Genomic DNA, 15,559 nt, shown 5'->3' on the forward strand with positions numbered 1-15,559 from the left:
GTTACTGCGCGGTCGGTTTCAGCAGGCTGGCGCCAGACGGTTTATGTCCGGCCAGGTGCTGATGCTGGAAAATGCACATGCGAATGGTATTGCGGTATTCACCGTTAATAAAGAATTCGTGAATCAGCTCGCCTTCCACCATAAAGCCCAGCTTGCGATAGATATGGATCGCTTTCTCGTTCTCTTTATCCACAATCAGGTAAAGCTTGTAGAGATTCAGAACGTTGAATCCGTAATCCATTGCCAGCTTAGCCGCCCGTGACGCAAGGCCCTTTCCCTGATGTTCAGGGGAGATGATGATCTGGAACTCCGCCCGACGGTGAACGTGGTTGATCTCAACCAGCTCCACCAGCCCGGCTTTTTCACCTTCACACTCCACCACAAAACGACGTTCACTCTGATCGTGAATGTGTTTATCGTAGAGATCGGACAGCTCGACAAACGCCTCGTAAGGCTCTTCGAACCAGTAGCGCATCACGCTGGCATTGTTGTCGAGCTGGTGTACAAAGCGCAGGTCTTCACGCTCCAGCGGACGGAGTTTGACGTCGCAGGACACCGACATTACGGGGCTACCGTGCGGCCAGTGCGGCGATCCAGGCAGCGCAGGGTGTTTGGCTCCCAGTACGCATTGACGTTTGCACTTTGCTGACACTTATCGCGTGCGTCAAAAGCAACATCTTCTTTGTCCCACTCTTTTTCGGCACGTTTGTTGACCTTCTGGCGAAGGCTACGGGTGTCATTCCATTGTTCTTTGTCCATAGCGGCGTTCTGGCGGCTTTGCGCGCTGTCACCAGACTCAATAATGAGCTTGCTGGTTTCCGCTGTCGCAGAGGCGGCAAAGGCGAACGATGACAGCGCCAGCAGGGCTGTCAGACAAAGGCGTTTGCTTAATGTGGTCATAGCGTTTCCTTTTAAATGGGTGCAGGTAATCAGGTTACCCCGTACAGATTCTACACTAATGCGAAATGACGGCATACCCGCGGGGCAAGTATGGAAAAGTAAAGGGCATCATCAGGTATGATGGTTAAATAAATCCTCACCTGACGTGAAATATGCTTAAAACGACGCTGCTTTTTTTTGTCACCGCGCTATGCGAAATCATCGGCTGCTTCCTGCCCTGGCTCTGGCTGAAAAAGGGGGGAAGCGCACTGCTGCTGATCCCGGCGGGCGTCGCGCTTGCCCTGTTTGTCTGGCTGTTAACGCTGCATCCGGCGGCCAGTGGTCGCGTTTACGCGGCTTACGGTGGTGTTTATGTGTGTACAGCGCTGCTGTGGTTGCGCGTCGTGGACGGCGTCAAACTCAGCGCATACGACTGGGCCGGGGCGCTGATTGCCCTGTGCGGTATGCTGATTATTGTGGTGGGATGGGGGCGCGCCTGAGCCCCCGGTTTTTGTGACCGTTAGCTGATTTTATGATCTTTATACTTGTATGGTAGTAGTGTAGTTGCGTAAATTTCCAGCATCACAACGAGCGATGTAAGGAAAAGAATTATGAAGATTGTCGCGGCTGACGTGTTTGTTACCTGCCCGGGGCGGAACTTTGTCACCCTTAAAATCACCACCGATGAGGGGATTGTCGGTCTCGGTGACGCTACGCTAAACGGGCGCGAGCTCTCCGTGGCCTCATACCTGAAGGATCACCTTTGCCCGCAGCTGATTGGCCGCGATGCGCACCGCATCGAAGACATCTGGCAGTTTTTCTATAAAGGCGCCTACTGGCGTCGCGGCCCGGTTACCATGTCGGCCATCTCCGCCGTAGATATGGCGCTGTGGGATATCAAAGCCAAAGCGGCCAACATGCCGCTCTACCAGCTGCTGGGCGGCGCCTCCCGGGAAGGAGTGATGGTCTATTGCCATACCACCGGCCATACCATTGACGACGTGCTGGAAGATTACGCCCGCCATAAAGAGATGGGCTTCAAGGCGATCCGCGTGCAGTGCGGCGTGCCGGGCATGAAAACCACCTACGGCATGGCCAAAGGGAAGGGGCTGGCCTACGAGCCTGCGACCAAAGGCGACTGGCCGGAAGAACAGCTCTGGTCCACCGAAAAATACCTCGATTTCACGCCGAAGCTGTTCGACGCGGTGCGCAGTAAATTCGGGTTCAATGAGCATCTCCTGCACGACATGCACCACCGCCTGACGCCCATTGAAGCGGCGCGCTTCGGCAAGAGCATCGAGGAATTCCGCATGTTCTGGATGGAAGACCCAACGCCTGCGGAAAACCAGGCCTGCTTCCGCCTGATCCGCCAGCACACAGTCACGCCGATTGCCGTGGGGGAAGTGTTTAACAGCATCTGGGACTGCAAGCAGCTCATCGAAGAGCAGCTCATCGACTATATCCGCACCACCATTACCCACGCGGGCGGGATCACCGGGATGCGTCGCATCGCGGACTTCGCCTCGCTCTACCAGGTGCGCACCGGCTCACACGGCCCGTCCGATCTCTCGCCCGTGTGCCACGCCGCCGCGCTGCATTTCGACCTGTGGGTGCCGAACTTTGGCGTGCAGGAATTTATGGGCTACTCCGAACAGATGCTGGAGGTCTTCCCGCACAGCTGGCGCTTTGATAACGGCTATATGCATCCTGGGGATAAGCCGGGGCTGGGCATCGAGTTTGATGAAAAGCTGGCGGCGAAATACCCCTACGATCCGGCCTATCTGCCGGTCGCCCGTCTCGAAGACGGCACGCTGTGGAACTGGTAAGCGAGGAGCGAACGATGAAAAGCGTAGTGATTCAGCAGCCAAACCAACTGGTGATTGAAGAGCGGCCACGCCCGGAACCAGGCGCAGGCGAAGTGCGCGTCAAGGTTAAACTGGCCGGGATTTGCGGTTCAGACAGCCACATTTACCGCGGGCATAACCCGTTTGCTAAGTACCCACGCGTCATTGGCCATGAGTTCTTTGGCGCGATCGACGCCGTAGGCGAGGGCGTTGATGCTGCCCGCCTGGGCCAGCGCGTCTCGGTTGACCCGGTGATCAGCTGCGGGCACTGCTACCCGTGCTCGATGGGAAAACCGAACGTCTGCACCTCGCTGGTGGTACTGGGCGTTCACCGTGACGGCGGCTTCAGCGAATATGCAGCAGTGCCCGCACAAAATGCCTGGCCCATTCCGGATGACATTCCTGATAAACACGCCGTTATGGTGGAGCCCTTCACCATCGCCGCCAACGTGACGGGGCAGGCCAGTCCCACCGGGCAGGACGTCGCGCTGATTTACGGCGCAGGCCCGATGGGGCTGGTCACCGTGCAGGCGCTGAAAGGCGTCTATCAGGTGAAGCAGGTTATCGTGGTTGACCGCATAGACGAGCGCCTGGCGATGGCCCGGCGCAGCGGCGCGGATTGGGTCTTTAATAACGGCGAGCAGTCGCTGCAGGCCGCGCTGGACGAAAAGGGCATCAAACCGACGTTAATCATTGATGCCGCCTGCCATCCAGCTATTTTGCAGGAAGCGATAACCCTGGCCTCTCCGGCGGCGCGCATCGTGCTGATGGGCTTTTCCAGCGAGCCGAGCCAGATTGTTCAGCAGGGCATCACCGGCAAAGAGCTGGCGATCTTCTCCTCACGCCTCAATGCCAATAAATTCCCGGTCGTCATCGACTGGCTGAAGAAGGGGCTGATCGACCCGGAAAAACTGATCACCCATACCTTTGACTATCAACATGTAACAGACGCCATCGAACTGTTTGAAAAAGACCAGCGGCAGTGCTGCAAAGTCTTACTCACGTTCGGCCAATAATCAAATACGCGGTTAAGAGCCTGCGCAGACAGGCTCTGGTGGTACGCATCTTACCTTTCAGAGATAGCCATTATGACGCAAGCACAACCTCAAAGAACCACCTCCGATCTGGTGAAAGCCGCCGTTTCCGGCTGGCTGGGCACCGCTCTGGAGTTTATGGACTTTCAGCTTTACTCGCTGGGGGCCGCCCTGGTCTTTCATGAGATCTTCTTCCCGGAACAGTCCGCCGCGATGGCGCTGATCCTGGCGATGGGGACCTACGGCGCAGGCTATATCGCACGCATTGTCGGCGCCTTTATCTTCGGCAGAATGGGCGACAGCATTGGTCGTAAGAAGGTGCTGTTCATCACCATCACCATGATGGGGATCTGCACCACGCTGATTGGCGTCCTGCCGACCTACGCGCAGATCGGTATTTTTGCCCCGGTTCTGCTGGTGACGCTGCGCATCATTCAGGGCCTGGGCGCCGGGGCGGAGATCTCCGGGGCCGGGACCATGCTGGCGGAGTACGCGCCAAAAGGGAAACGCGGCATCATCTCCTCGCTGGTGGCGATGGGCACGAACTGCGGGACGCTAAGCGCCACTGCGATCTGGGCGGTGATGTTCTTTGCTCTCGATCGAGAAGAGCTGATTGCCTGGGGCTGGCGCGTGCCGTTCCTCGCCAGCGTCGTGGTGATGATCTTCGCCATCTGGCTGCGTATGAATCTCAAGGAGAGCCCGGTCTTTGAGAAAGTAAACGACGCACAAAGCGTGCAGCCGGATACGTCGCTGGGTTCGATGGTGAAAAGCAAATCCTTCTGGCTGGCGACCGGCCTGCGGTTTGGTCAGGCGGGTAATTCGGGTCTGATCCAGACGTTCCTTGCCGGGTATCTGGTCCAGACGCTGCTGTTCGATAAGGCCATCCCGACCGATGCGCTGATGGTAAGCTCCATTCTCGGGTTTATCTCCATCCCGCTGCTGGGCTGGCTTTCCGATAAAGTGGGGCGCCGTCTGCCGTATATTATTCTCAATATCTCCGCCATTCTGCTCGCCTACCCGATGCTGTCGATCATCGTCGATAAGAGCTATGCGCCGGGGACGATCATGCTCTCTATCATCGTTATCCATAACTTCGCCGTGCTGGGGCTGTTTGCGCTGGAAAATATCACTATGGCGGAGATGTTTGGCTCGCGAAATCGCTTTACGCGTATGGCCATCTCCAAAGAGGCGGGCGGTCTGGTGGCGGTGGGCTTTGGTCCGGTGCTGGCAGGGATCATCTGCAATATGACCGGCTCCTGGTGGCCCATTGTTGCCATGCTGGTGGCCTATTCCGCGATCGGGCTGGTCTCGGCGATCCTGATGCCGGAAGTGTGCGACCGTGATTTGAGCGCGGCGCATGACGCAGCCGAGTCTGCGCCAGAAGAGAGTGTGGGTTACGGTGCTGTCTCTTCGCGACGCTAGTGGTATACAGCCTGCGCGACCTGTCACACAACTTTATTTTTATGTCACACCAGATGAGCAAAAGTTAATATATATCAAAAAATCAAACGGCAGTATCGGTATGGTTGATGGCAGTTCTCTTTTTACTCCAGCTGCCATTCTAGTTGGTGTAGTCAGCAGGCGCTGCCGCTTCAAAAAGAGCGGCAGCGATCCACAGCTTTCTAATTAACGAGTCTTAATCATGGAAAACACGTTATTACAGGCCAACGCGACGCTGCCTCAGTACGATCGCGACAGCCTCAAAGCACGCATTGTACATTTAGGCTTCGGCGCATTTCACCGGGCGCACCAGGCGGTGTACGCCGACATCCTTGCCGCTGAACACGGCAGCGACTGGGGCTATTGTGAAGTTAACCTGATTGGCGGCGAGCAGCAGATTGTCAATCTGAAGGCCCAGGATAATCTCTATACCGTGGCGGAGATGTCTGCCGATGCGTGGACTTCCCGCGTGGTGGGCGTGGTCAAAAAGGCGCTGCATGCGCAGGTTGACGGGCTGGAGACGGTGCTGGCGGCGATGTGCGAACCGCAGGTGGCGATTGTCTCGCTGACCATCACTGAGAAGGGGTACTGTCACTCACCGGCGACCGGGCAACTGATGCTCGATCATCCGTTTATCGTCGCAGACCTGCAAAACCCGCACCAGCCAACATCCGCGCCAGGTGTCGTCGTGGAAGCGCTCGCGCGCCGTAAGGCGGCGGGTCTGCCGGCGTTTAGCGTGATGTCCTGCGACAACATGCCGGAGAACGGTCACGTGATGCGAAATGTCACCTGCGCGTACGCCCGAGCGGTAAACGGTGAACTGGCGGACTGGATCGAATCCCACGTCACCTTCCCGTCAACTATGGTGGATCGCATCGTGCCCGCGGTCACTCCCGATACGCTGGATAAAATCGAACGACTGACCGGCGTGCGCGATCCGGCGGCGGTGGCCTGTGAACCGTTCCGCCAGTGGGTGATCGAAGATAACTTTGTGGCGGGTCGGCCCGCGTGGGAAAAAGCCGGAGCCGAGCTGGTGTCGGACGTGATCCCGTTTGAAGAGATGAAGCTACGCATGCTCAACGGCAGCCACTCGTTCCTGGCGTACCTGGGCTATCTGGCGGGCTATCAGCATATCAACGAGTGTATGGAAGATGAACATTACCGCATCGCCGCGCACGCGCTGATGCTCAACGAGCAGGCGCCCACGCTGAAGGTCAAAGGCGTCGATTTAGGACGTTATGCCGATCTCCTGATTGCCCGCTACAGCAACCCGGCCCTGCGCCATCGGACCTGGCAAATTGCGATGGACGGCAGCCAGAAGCTTCCGCAGCGCATGCTGGATTCCGTGCGCTGGCACCTGGTGCATCAGAAGCCTTTCCCGCTGCTTGCACTGGGCGTGGCAGGCTGGATGCGCTATGTCGGCGGCGTGGACGAGCAGGGCAACGCGATTGACGTAAGCGACCCGCAGCTGGCTGTGATTCAGGCGACGGTGAAGGGCAGTGCGGAAGGGGAAAACCGGGTCAGGGCGCTGCTCGGCCTTGAAGCCATCTTTGGCAAGGAGTTACCGCGTGAAGCCGTCTTTGTTGACGCGGTGATGAAGGCCTACCTGACGCTGCTGCAAAAGGGAGCGATAGCGACCGTGGAGCAGTACGTGTCTCAACGGTAATTCAGCACATGCCGCCGTGCGCGGCGGCATGTCCGCGCACCGTTTAGTGCATACCCAGGCGAATCAGCTCAATCGGTTCGAACTTACCTTCGCATCCTTCCACTTCAACCGTTTTGCTGCGGCGCACCTGCGCGGCATCCAGCCCGTCGCTGTGGATCGCTTTAATCACGCCAGTTTTGCCCGTGCCGCTAATCATGACGCGGCTGCCGGTTGTGATTGCATTGCGGTTACGGTCGTATGTCATCATGGTATTTTCTCCTCTCTAACCTGTTCGTTACGGCGTTATTTCAGGGGTGCCGTTCACGGAGCATATAAATACGCCTGTCTGCATCACATGTTTTTGTTTTTGATCAAACTCACACTTTTTTCTTTATTGTGCCGGGCGCTGACGGTTCACGACAGCAATTGACAAAGCAGACCGTTATTTTCATTAAATGATAGTTTCAGCAGGGAAGCGTTGAGGGTTGGTTTATATTCCTGATGCCATTCTGGGTACAGGAAATAACCCTTTCATCGGAATAAGGAGTCAGGCTTATGTATAAGAAGATTTTGATGCCTGTTGATGTGTTTGAAATGGATTTGAGCGACAAAGCGGTTCGCCACGCGGCAAACCTTGCGAAGGCGGAGGGCGCCTCGATTACCCTGGTCAATATTCTGCCGGCCAGCAGCCGATCCCTGCTGCGTGGATTTAACGCCGATATTAAAAAGTTCGAAGAGTATATGACGGAGGAATCCGGTAAGAAGATGAACGCGTTAAAAAGACTTTTCGATATTTCGCCGGAGAAAATTGACAGCCTGGTTCGCTTTGGCAACGTCCGCGATGAAATCATCAGGCTGAGCAAAGAAGGGGAATATGACGCGATCGTCATCGGGTCGAAAAATCCGGGCATCAGCACCCATCTGCTGGGATCAAATGCGGAATCTATCCTGCGCTACGCCACTATTCCGGTGTTAGTCGTTCGCTAAACCCATCGCCGCGTCCGAAAGGGGCGGCGAATATTACTCTTCGCTAAACCACTCGCTATTTTCCTGACGAATCAGCTGCACTGATTCGCTAATTTCCTGCAGATGCAGCGTCATCGCTTTTTCCACGCCGTCCGGGTCGCGTTTTTCCAGTGCGCTGAAAATATCATGATGCTGTCGAAGCAGCATTTCCGGCGGGGAGACGTGATCGAGGCTCATATAACGCACGCGGTCGATGGTGGCCTTGATGTTTTCGATGGTGTCCCAGGCAAGCTGGCAATCCGCAATCTGCGCCAGTTTCTGGTGGAATTCATCATCAAGCTGGAAGAAATCATTCAGCTGCTTACGGTCAATCGCAATTCGCTGCTGATGCAGGTTTTGCTCCAGCAGATAACACTGGTTGTCGTTGATGAGCGTTGCGGCACGGCGCGCCACCGCGCACTCAATGGCCTGGCGAACAAAACAGCCGTTGCGCACCTGAGAGAGTGAAATTTTGTTCACGTAGCTGCCGCGCTGCGGGCGGATCTGAATCAGACCGTTTTCAGCAAGCTTAATAAACGCTTCACGCACCGGCTGACGGGAAACGTCAAAACGCACGGACACCTCTTTTTCAGAAAGCGGCGTTCCCGGAGGGATCAGGCAATGGACTATATCACGTCGCAAAATGCGATAGATTTGCTGGTTTACGGGCTGGGTGGGGTTGAGTTGCGATTCAGCGGCCATGAGTTGTCATTTCTCAGAGAGTTAGCCTGAACATACTACCATTCTTTTATAGACCGAAACAGACCCGGCCCGCAGGCCGGGAAGGGCTGATTTAGCCGCGATGGACGCTCAGTCCGGCAAAACTTTGGCTGACCGGCATCATTTCTACTGTATTGATGTTGACGTGTTTTGGCAGCGTCGCCACCCACCAGACCGTTTCGGTGACATCTTCCGGCGTCAGGGCGTTAGCGTTTTCGTAGGTTTTGTCTGCTTTCGCGTCATCGCCCTTGAAGCGCACGTTGGAAAACTCGGTGCCGCCCACGAGGCCCGGCTCGATGTCGGTGACGCGAATGGCGGTGCCGTGCAGATCGGTCCGCAGGTTAAGGCTGAACTGGCGCACAAACGCTTTCGTCGCGCCGTAGACGTTGCCGCCCGCATAAGGCCAGCTTCCGGCGGTGGAGCCGATATTGATAATGTGGCCGCGATTACGTTCAACCATGCCCGGCAGCACCGCGCGGGTCATATAGACCAGCCCTTTATTGTTGGTGTCGATCATGTTTTCCCAGTCTTCCACGCTGGCTTTATGGGCGGGCTCCATGCCCAGCGCCAGACCGGCATTGTTGACCAGCACGTCGATGGCGCGCCACTCGGCGGGCAGGTTAGCAATCATCTCTTCAATCGCCGCGCGGTTACGCACGTCCAGCTGCGCGGTCAGGATGCTGTCGCCTAATTCGTCCTTCAGCTCCTGCAGACGTTCCTGACGACGGCCGGTCGCAATAACCTTGTGCCCGTTGGCGACGAAGCGACGCGTGATGCTTTCACCAAAACCTGCCGTTGCCCCGGTAACTAAAATAATCATCTCACTGTTCCTCAACGCTTTTTGTGTTGTACTAACATAGCACGGCCGCAGAGGGTGCGTTAAGGCAACATTTGTATGACGGCGTTGCAGGGGATGGCGGCCTGGCCTACTCTGGGAGGATACCCGTACTCAGGAGCGAAAGATGACGGCCACGAATCCTTTTTTTGAAATCAGCCTGCTGCCTTACCAGGCACCCCATTTTGATAAGATCGACGACAGCCACTATCGTCCGGCCTTCGATGAAGCCCTTCGCCAGAAGCGGGCGGACATTAACGCTATTGTCTCTCAGGCCGCTGCGCCTGACTTCACGAACACCGTGCTGGCGCTGGAGAAAAGCGGCGCTTTGCTCGCGCGCGTCAGCAGCGTGTTCTTCGCCATGACTTCCGCGCACACCAATCCGTATTTACAGGAGCTGGAAGAACAGTTCTCCACCGAGCTTGCCGCGCTGGCAAACGATATCTGGCTGAATGACGTGCTGTTCGCCCGCGTGGAAAGCGTCTGGCAGGACCGTGCCGCGCTGGACGCCGAATCCCGTCGTCTGGTCGAAGAGACGTATCAGCGGTTTATTCTGGCCGGCGCGCGTCTGAATGAGACAGAAAAGGCCGAGCTAAAGGCGTTGAATACCGAGGCGGCCTCCCTGACCAGCCAGTTTAACCAGCGTCTGCTGGCTGCCGATAAAACGGGTGGGCTGGTGGTGGATTACGCGCACCAGCTTGACGGGCTCAGCGCCGGTGAGATTGCTGATGCGGCGCAGGCTGCCGCGGAGCGAGGGCTAAACGATCGCTGGCTGATCCCGCTTTTGAACACCACCCAGCAGCCCGCGCTTTCCGCGCTGCGCAATCGTCAGACGCGCGAAAACCTCTTCAACGCAGGCTGGACGCGCACCCAGAAAGGGGATGAAAACGACACTCGCGAGCTGATCCTTCGTCTGACGGCCCTGCGCGCCCGGCAGGCCCGCCTGCTGGGCTTTGAGGATTACGCCAGCTGGAGTATCGCCGATCAGATGGCGAAATCCCCGGCCGCCGCGCTGGAATTTATGCGCGGCATTGTGCCTGCCGCCCGCGCCCGCGCGGAACGCGAGCAGGCTGATATTCAGAAAGTTATTGACGAGGAACAGGGCGGTTTCACCGTCCAGGCCTGGGACTGGGCGTTTTATGCCGAACGCGTGCGCCAGGCAAAATATGCCCTTGATGAGTCGCAGATCAGGCCCTACTTTGCGCTCAATACCGTGCTGCAGGATGGCGTATTCTGGGCAGCCAGCCAGCTGTTTGGCATTCGCTTCGTCGAGCGCTTTGATATCCCGGTGTATCATCCGGACGTCCGCGTATGGGAAATTTTCGACCACACCGGTGAGGGCATGGCGCTGTTTTACGGCGACTTCTTCGCCCGTGATTCCAAGCAGGGCGGGGCATGGATGGGGAATTTCGTCGAACAATCCTTCGAGTTTGCTTCTCGTCCGGTTATCTACAACGTTTGTAACTACCAAAAACCGACGAATGGCGGGATCGCGCTTCTCTCGTGGGATGACGTGATCACCCTGTTCCACGAGTTTGGCCATACGCTGCACGGTCTTTTTGCCAGCCAGCGTTTCGCCACGCTTTCCGGCACCAATACGCCGCGTGATTTTGTTGAGTTCCCGTCGCAAATCAACGAGCACTGGGCCAGCCATCCGCAGGTGTTTACCCATTATGCGCGCCATTACGAAACCGGTGAGCCGATGCCGGACGCTCTGCGGGAAAGCATGCTCAACGCGACCCATTTCAACAAGGGGTATGACATGACGGAGCTGCTGGCTGCCGCGCTGCTGGACATGAACTGGCACGGCATCGGCGAGGCCGTTTCGGACGTTGAAGGCTTTGAAGCGGCAGCGTTGAAAAAAGAAGGGCTGGATCTGCCCGCCGTACCGCCGCGCTACCGCAGCAGCTATTTTGCCCATATTTTCGGCGGCGGGTACGCGGCGGGGTATTACGCCTACCTGTGGACGCAGATGCTGGCGGATGATGGCTATCAATGGTTTGTCGAGCAGGGCGGCTTAACTCGTGAAAACGGGCAAAAATTCCGTGAGGCGATTTTGTCTCGTGGTAACAGCACGGATCTGGCTGAACTTTATCGCAGCTGGCGCGGGCGCGATCCGAAGATTGAACCGATGCTGGAGAATCGCGGGTTGAGCGAATAGCGACAGTTTCGTCAGAAAAAAGAGCCGGGCTTTACGCCCGGTTTTTTAATTTCATCTTGCTGGTAAATGCTTTAGCAAAAAAGTTTTAACAGGCATTCTTTATAAATAAAAAATGTGAGATTAAAACTCGCTTCTACCGGTATATATAATTTTCCAAGTCTAGTCTGTAAGTGAGTGAATAATTAATACTTTGATCTGGATTGTAAAAATAAAAAATCTTTTAACTGCGAATTTTTAGCTATAAATTTTTATTATTTTGTGCCGATATATGAAAATGGCATAAGAATCGACGCAGTAGCAGTCAAGAAGGCGAAAGATGACCCTACCTCTGAACAATCCGGGCTTCACGGATACCGAGCCTTCTAAAGGCCTGATAAATAAAACTTTTAGCTATATAGTAACGTTGTTGATAAGTATTTTTATTGCAGCAATAATTTCCCTGCTCATAATAAAAGATAATGTTAATGAAATCAGCGACAAGCACGATGAATTTTTGCTAAGGAAGGCCCTGGATACCCGCCAGGAAAACATGCGAAGTCATTTGAAAGACAATGCCGAGTGGGGAGATGCCTACAAACATCTTCATCTGACCACAGACGTTCACTGGGCATGGGATAAGCAGAATCTGGGTAAGTCCCTGTATGACAACTTTGGCTACGAAGGGGTGTTTGTTCTCTCTCCGGAAGGGAGCACGCGATACAGCGTGGTTGACGGGAAACTGAAGCTTCAGGATCTGGAGCGCTGGTTAGACAAATCAACCAAAGACCGTTTACTGCATGAGATAAGCATAAAAAATGGATTGCCGGTTTCTGTACTAACGCTTATCAATTCGGTCCCGGCCATTGTTTCTGCCGAATGGATAACGACCGGCGATGATACGAGCGTGCAACCCTTACCGGGGAAACCTTCGACAATGGTGTTTATAGATAAGTTAACGGCTAAAAAACTCCTCACGATTGGGCAGGATGCCGGCATTCTGAATGTTCGTACCTCACCGGCTACAGTGACTTCTCAAATAAATAATCAGACGGAATTTACCTTAAGTACCCAGAATGGTGATGTGCAAATTATCTGGGACGGTGAAAATCCCGGCCAGGCGTTGATAATTTATTTTTTGCCATTACTCATTCTTTCAGTCGTTCTGACGGTATCAATGACGCTAATATTAATGCGTCATATTATGCACAAGGCGAGAATGCTTGACGAAAATAGCTTTCTCCTTGAGCAGGCGCGATTAAATCTAATTACGAGTGAAAAACGATTCCGGGACGTCAGTGAAACAACCAGCGACTGGTTCTGGGAAACAGATTTATCGTTAAAAATAACATGGCTGTCAGGTCGTTTTACTACAATAACGGGATATGAAAATAGCAAATGGATAGGCCGCAGCCTGGATGAACTCTTTCCGTCGACAAGCGGGTTATCACATGCCTGTGCCAGTCAGCGGGACTTAACTGAGCGCTTTGAATTTAAAAACTGTCCTTATACTCACGCGCAACAAACCACGTCATATTGCACGCTCCTGGCAAAATTTTCTGCTCAGCCTGATGGAACGGTGGTTTTGCGAGGCGCGGCAACCGATGTCTCTCAGGAAGTTGAAGCAACAAAACGTGTGGAGTTCCTGTCACGTCATGATGAATTAACCGGTCTGCCGAACCGTTATCATATTAAGGAATTTCTGGCAGGTCAGCTGGCTAAAGAAGACCTTAACCATTATCCCTTTGCCATGATTTGTCTCGATTTAGACAAGTTTAAACCCGTCAATGATATTTTTGGGCACTCTACTGGGGATGCTCTGCTCGGTGAGGTCGCTTCACGTCTTAAATATTGCGTTCGACGAGGTGATTTTGTCGCACGGCAGGGAGGGGATGAATTTATGATTCTCCTCGGCAACACCAGCCAGCAAGACCAGATTGAAGAGGTGTGTCGCCGCATCGTGCAAGAACTGAACCGACCTTTTTCCATTGAAGGAAATGAGGTAGCGATAGGCGTAAGCATGGGCATCGCACAGGCTCCCCGGGATAGCAGCAGCGCAAACGATCTTCTACGCTATGCAGATATTGCGCTGTATCAGGCAAAGCAATCCGGCAGAAACCGATGGGTCTATTATCGCCCGGATATGTCGGAAAAGCTGACCGAACGCAGGAAACTGGAATTAGAGCTGAAGACCGCGATTCGCGAAGAACAACTCTACCTGGTTTACCAACCCCGTTATAACCTCCGGTATTCTAAAATAGAGGCCGTCGAAGCGCTGGTACGCTGGCAGCACCCGACTCGGGGGACCATAATGCCCGACCAGTTTATTCCGCTGGCAGAAGAAACCGGGCTTATTATTAGCCTGAGCAACTGGGTCATACGCAAAGCGTGTGCGGAAACGAAAGATAAATTGCCGGGATTATCGGTATCCGTAAATATTTCTGCTATCGAATTCCAGGCAAGCGATCTTGCTGAAAGGATAAAAGAGTTACTTCACGAAACAGGGCTTGAATCCAACCGGCTGGAAATAGAAGTGACGGAAAACGTAACGCTTTCCGATCCTGAAAAAACGCTGCAGACCATGAAGTCTCTCAAAAAAATGGGCGTCCGCATTCTGATTGACGATTTCGGAACCGGCTACGCCTCTCTGAGCTATCTGCGGAAGTTTCAGTTTGATGGGCTTAAGCTCGACAAGAGCTTTATTTTTACCCTGGGTGACTCGCCGCAGAACCAGTCAGTCGTGGAGAAAATTATCGACCTGGGGAAAGCCTATTCCATGGCGGTAACCGCAGAAGGGGTGGAGACCGTCGAACAGCTCGCTTTTCTTAAAGAAAATAAATGTGATGAGGTTCAGGGCTACTTGCTTGGAAAACCGGTCGCCATTACGGACTTAAATTTAAACGCAAGCAGAGTAAATCTCTAAAGCGTGCTTTCATTCAGGGAAGCGTAACTGAAAAACCGGGCTTCTCGCCCGGTTGAGTATTTACATTGCGTGACAGCTAACGGACGCGATAATTTTATTCCCGCCCATATTGCCCATAATCAGTTCGAGTAATTTTCGGTATTCCTCACGGGTCATCACCTCAGCCCGAATTTCGGTTTTTCCCTCAGCCTGCGCCGTGGCGGAATAAATCGCTTTCAGACTTAACGTCAACTCTTTCGCCATATTAACGATGCTCTGCCGCACCGCATCTTCATGCTCGTCAGCACAGGTGATTTTCAGAACATAGCTTTTTTCGCCTTCATGGAGCACGGGCAGCTGATTAATCCGCTGCGCGGCTTCGCGAAGCAATATGTTGGCGCAGAGAATAATTAAGCTGGCCATGGCGGCATTCCAGAACTGGCCTAAACCACATAGCACGCCAATTCCGGCCGAGCACCACAGCGTGGCGGCGGTGTTCAGACCACGAATATTCATTCCTTCACGCATAATGACGCCTGCGCCAAGAAAGCCGATACCGGAGACGATCTGCGCTGCGATACGCCCCGGGCTATCAGGAGAGGTGGATACCGAGCTTAAGATGAACACTGCCGCGCCCGTGGCAACCAGTGCATTGGTACGAAGTCCCGCCATACGCTGGCGCCACTGTCTTTCCGCGCCAATAATTGCGCCCAGCAGCATCGCTGCGAGCAGATGAGAGATATAAGGGAACATCAGCCTGTCGCCTGTAAACGTTAATAAATAATAAGCGTCAGTGCTTTGCTAAGCACATCATAACGCCGTTTAAATGCTAAACGTGTCAGGACGACGGTGGCGGAAAGAGTGAATGTGTAAACATGAACATGCGATGCCCCACAAATTGAGTGGTTTTACTATTTCGGGATACAATCGCTTAAAGAGGATTGCTGCCCACCCTTTCAGGTAAGCAGCGAGAAAATTGCGCTAGCTTACCTTCGTATCGACGATAAAATGACTTTCCAACGAAGGTCTCCTGTGAAAATTTATTGCCAGTATAGTCAGGCGAAATAATGAGTAAAGCGAAAAAACAGCCTCCGTTATGAATTGTTTAAGTTCGAAAG

At 54.2% G+C, this 15,559-nt stretch carries 14 protein-coding genes; 8 read left to right on the forward strand and 6 right to left on the reverse strand.

The annotated features are described in order from the left end of the window. Position 1: 1 nt before the first annotated feature. Together speG and ELK40_RS10515 are read right to left on the reverse strand one after the other, a co-directional pair. A complete protein-coding gene (speG, locus tag ELK40_RS10510; protein WP_048030664.1) occupies positions 2-562 on the reverse strand; it encodes a spermidine N1-acetyltransferase in 561 nt (186 codons plus the stop codon). Continuing rightward, the gene (locus ELK40_RS10515; RefSeq protein WP_008502414.1) at positions 562-900 is read right to left on the reverse strand and encodes a DUF1283 family protein; all 339 of its coding nucleotides are present in this window, start codon (positions 898-900) and stop codon (positions 562-564) included. Before ELK40_RS10515 ends, speG begins: the two co-directional genes overlap by 1 nt. A 152-nt stretch (positions 901-1,052) precedes the next feature. On the opposite strand from ELK40_RS10515, the gene ELK40_RS10520 reads away from it, so the two are divergent. The 5 genes from ELK40_RS10520 (at position 1,053) to ELK40_RS10540 (ending at position 6,863) form a co-directional block, all read left to right on the forward strand. Next, complete coding sequence (locus ELK40_RS10520) at positions 1,053-1,379, forward strand: YnfA family protein (RefSeq protein WP_127730641.1); 327 nt, start codon at positions 1,053-1,055, stop codon at positions 1,377-1,379. 111 nt (positions 1,380-1,490) lie between these two features. Further along, complete coding sequence (gene manD / locus ELK40_RS10525) at positions 1,491-2,705, forward strand: D-mannonate dehydratase ManD (RefSeq protein WP_127730643.1); 1,215 nt, start codon at positions 1,491-1,493, stop codon at positions 2,703-2,705. 14 nt (positions 2,706-2,719) lie between these two features. Then, a complete protein-coding gene (locus tag ELK40_RS10530) occupies positions 2,720-3,739 on the forward strand; it encodes a Zn-dependent oxidoreductase (RefSeq protein WP_127730645.1) in 1,020 nt (339 codons plus the stop codon). Positions 3,740-3,811: 72 nt separating this feature from the next. Further along, a complete protein-coding gene (locus ELK40_RS10535) occupies positions 3,812-5,179 on the forward strand; it encodes an MFS transporter (protein WP_127730647.1) in 1,368 nt (455 codons plus the stop codon). Positions 5,180-5,399: 220 nt separating this feature from the next. After that, the gene (locus ELK40_RS10540; RefSeq protein ID WP_127730649.1) at positions 5,400-6,863 is read left to right on the forward strand and encodes a mannitol dehydrogenase family protein; all 1,464 of its coding nucleotides are present in this window, start codon (positions 5,400-5,402) and stop codon (positions 6,861-6,863) included. Between the two features lie 43 nt (positions 6,864-6,906). On the opposite strand, the gene ydfZ is transcribed toward ELK40_RS10540, so the two are convergent. Next, positions 6,907-7,110, reverse strand: a complete 204-nt coding sequence (ydfZ, locus tag ELK40_RS10545) for a putative selenium delivery protein YdfZ (protein WP_014883679.1) — start codon at positions 7,108-7,110, stop codon at positions 6,907-6,909. 287 nt (positions 7,111-7,397) lie between these two features. Between ydfZ and ELK40_RS10550 the strand changes: the two genes are divergently transcribed. Further along, the gene (locus ELK40_RS10550; RefSeq protein ID WP_111965759.1) at positions 7,398-7,829 is read left to right on the forward strand and encodes a universal stress protein; all 432 of its coding nucleotides are present in this window, start codon (positions 7,398-7,400) and stop codon (positions 7,827-7,829) included. A 33-nt stretch (positions 7,830-7,862) separates the two neighbouring features. Here ELK40_RS10550 and ELK40_RS10555 read toward each other — a convergent pair whose 3' ends face one another. Then, entirely contained in the window at positions 7,863-8,549 is a 687-nt protein-coding gene (locus ELK40_RS10555; RefSeq protein WP_014883681.1) for a GntR family transcriptional regulator, read from the reverse strand. Positions 8,550-8,640: 91 nt separating this feature from the next. Next, on the reverse strand, positions 8,641-9,387 hold the full coding sequence (gene ydfG, locus ELK40_RS10560) for a bifunctional NADP-dependent 3-hydroxy acid dehydrogenase/3-hydroxypropionate dehydrogenase YdfG (protein WP_023292548.1): 747 nt from the start codon (positions 9,385-9,387) through the stop codon (positions 8,641-8,643). A 142-nt stretch (positions 9,388-9,529) separates the two neighbouring features. Between ydfG and dcp the strand changes: the two genes are divergently transcribed. Next, positions 9,530-11,563 (forward strand): peptidyl-dipeptidase Dcp, encoded by a 2,034-nt coding sequence (gene dcp, locus ELK40_RS10565; protein ID WP_127730651.1) that lies wholly within the window; start codon positions 9,530-9,532, stop codon positions 11,561-11,563. A gap of 316 nt (positions 11,564-11,879) precedes the next feature. Continuing rightward, positions 11,880-14,462, forward strand: coding sequence for an EAL domain-containing protein (locus ELK40_RS10570; RefSeq protein WP_127730653.1), 2,583 nt, complete (start codon positions 11,880-11,882; stop codon positions 14,460-14,462). A 60-nt stretch (positions 14,463-14,522) separates the two neighbouring features. Here ELK40_RS10570 and ELK40_RS10575 read toward each other — a convergent pair whose 3' ends face one another. Continuing rightward, positions 14,523-15,194, reverse strand: a complete 672-nt coding sequence (locus ELK40_RS10575; RefSeq protein ID WP_127730655.1) for an MgtC family protein — start codon at positions 15,192-15,194, stop codon at positions 14,523-14,525. Between the last annotated feature and the right edge of the window lie 365 nt (positions 15,195-15,559).

Origin of the sequence: Enterobacter sp. N18-03635, from assembly GCF_004006055.1 — a bacterium.
Lineage (GTDB): Bacteria > Pseudomonadota > Gammaproteobacteria > Enterobacterales > Enterobacteriaceae > Enterobacter > Enterobacter vonholyi.

Coding starts and splice junctions, on each gene's coding strand:
- speG (WP_048030664.1), bottom strand. CDS start 562: ATGTCGGTGTCCTGCGACGTCAAACTCCGTCCGCTGGAGCGTGAAGAC.
- ELK40_RS10515 (WP_008502414.1), bottom strand. CDS start 900: ATGACCACATTAAGCAAACGCCTTTGTCTGACAGCCCTGCTGGCGCTG.
- ELK40_RS10520 (WP_127730641.1), top strand. CDS start 1,053: ATGCTTAAAACGACGCTGCTTTTTTTTGTCACCGCGCTATGCGAAATC.
- manD (WP_127730643.1), top strand. CDS start 1,491: ATGAAGATTGTCGCGGCTGACGTGTTTGTTACCTGCCCGGGGCGGAAC.
- ELK40_RS10530 (WP_127730645.1), top strand. CDS start 2,720: ATGAAAAGCGTAGTGATTCAGCAGCCAAACCAACTGGTGATTGAAGAG.
- ELK40_RS10535 (WP_127730647.1), top strand. CDS start 3,812: ATGACGCAAGCACAACCTCAAAGAACCACCTCCGATCTGGTGAAAGCC.
- ELK40_RS10540 (WP_127730649.1), top strand. CDS start 5,400: ATGGAAAACACGTTATTACAGGCCAACGCGACGCTGCCTCAGTACGAT.
- ydfZ (WP_014883679.1), bottom strand. CDS start 7,110: ATGATGACATACGACCGTAACCGCAATGCAATCACAACCGGCAGCCGC.
- ELK40_RS10550 (WP_111965759.1), top strand. CDS start 7,398: ATGTATAAGAAGATTTTGATGCCTGTTGATGTGTTTGAAATGGATTTG.
- ELK40_RS10555 (WP_014883681.1), bottom strand. CDS start 8,549: ATGGCCGCTGAATCGCAACTCAACCCCACCCAGCCCGTAAACCAGCAA.
- ydfG (WP_023292548.1), bottom strand. CDS start 9,387: ATGATTATTTTAGTTACCGGGGCAACGGCAGGTTTTGGTGAAAGCATC.
- dcp (WP_127730651.1), top strand. CDS start 9,530: ATGACGGCCACGAATCCTTTTTTTGAAATCAGCCTGCTGCCTTACCAG.
- ELK40_RS10570 (WP_127730653.1), top strand. CDS start 11,880: ATGACCCTACCTCTGAACAATCCGGGCTTCACGGATACCGAGCCTTCT.
- ELK40_RS10575 (WP_127730655.1), bottom strand. CDS start 15,194: ATGTTCCCTTATATCTCTCATCTGCTCGCAGCGATGCTGCTGGGCGCA.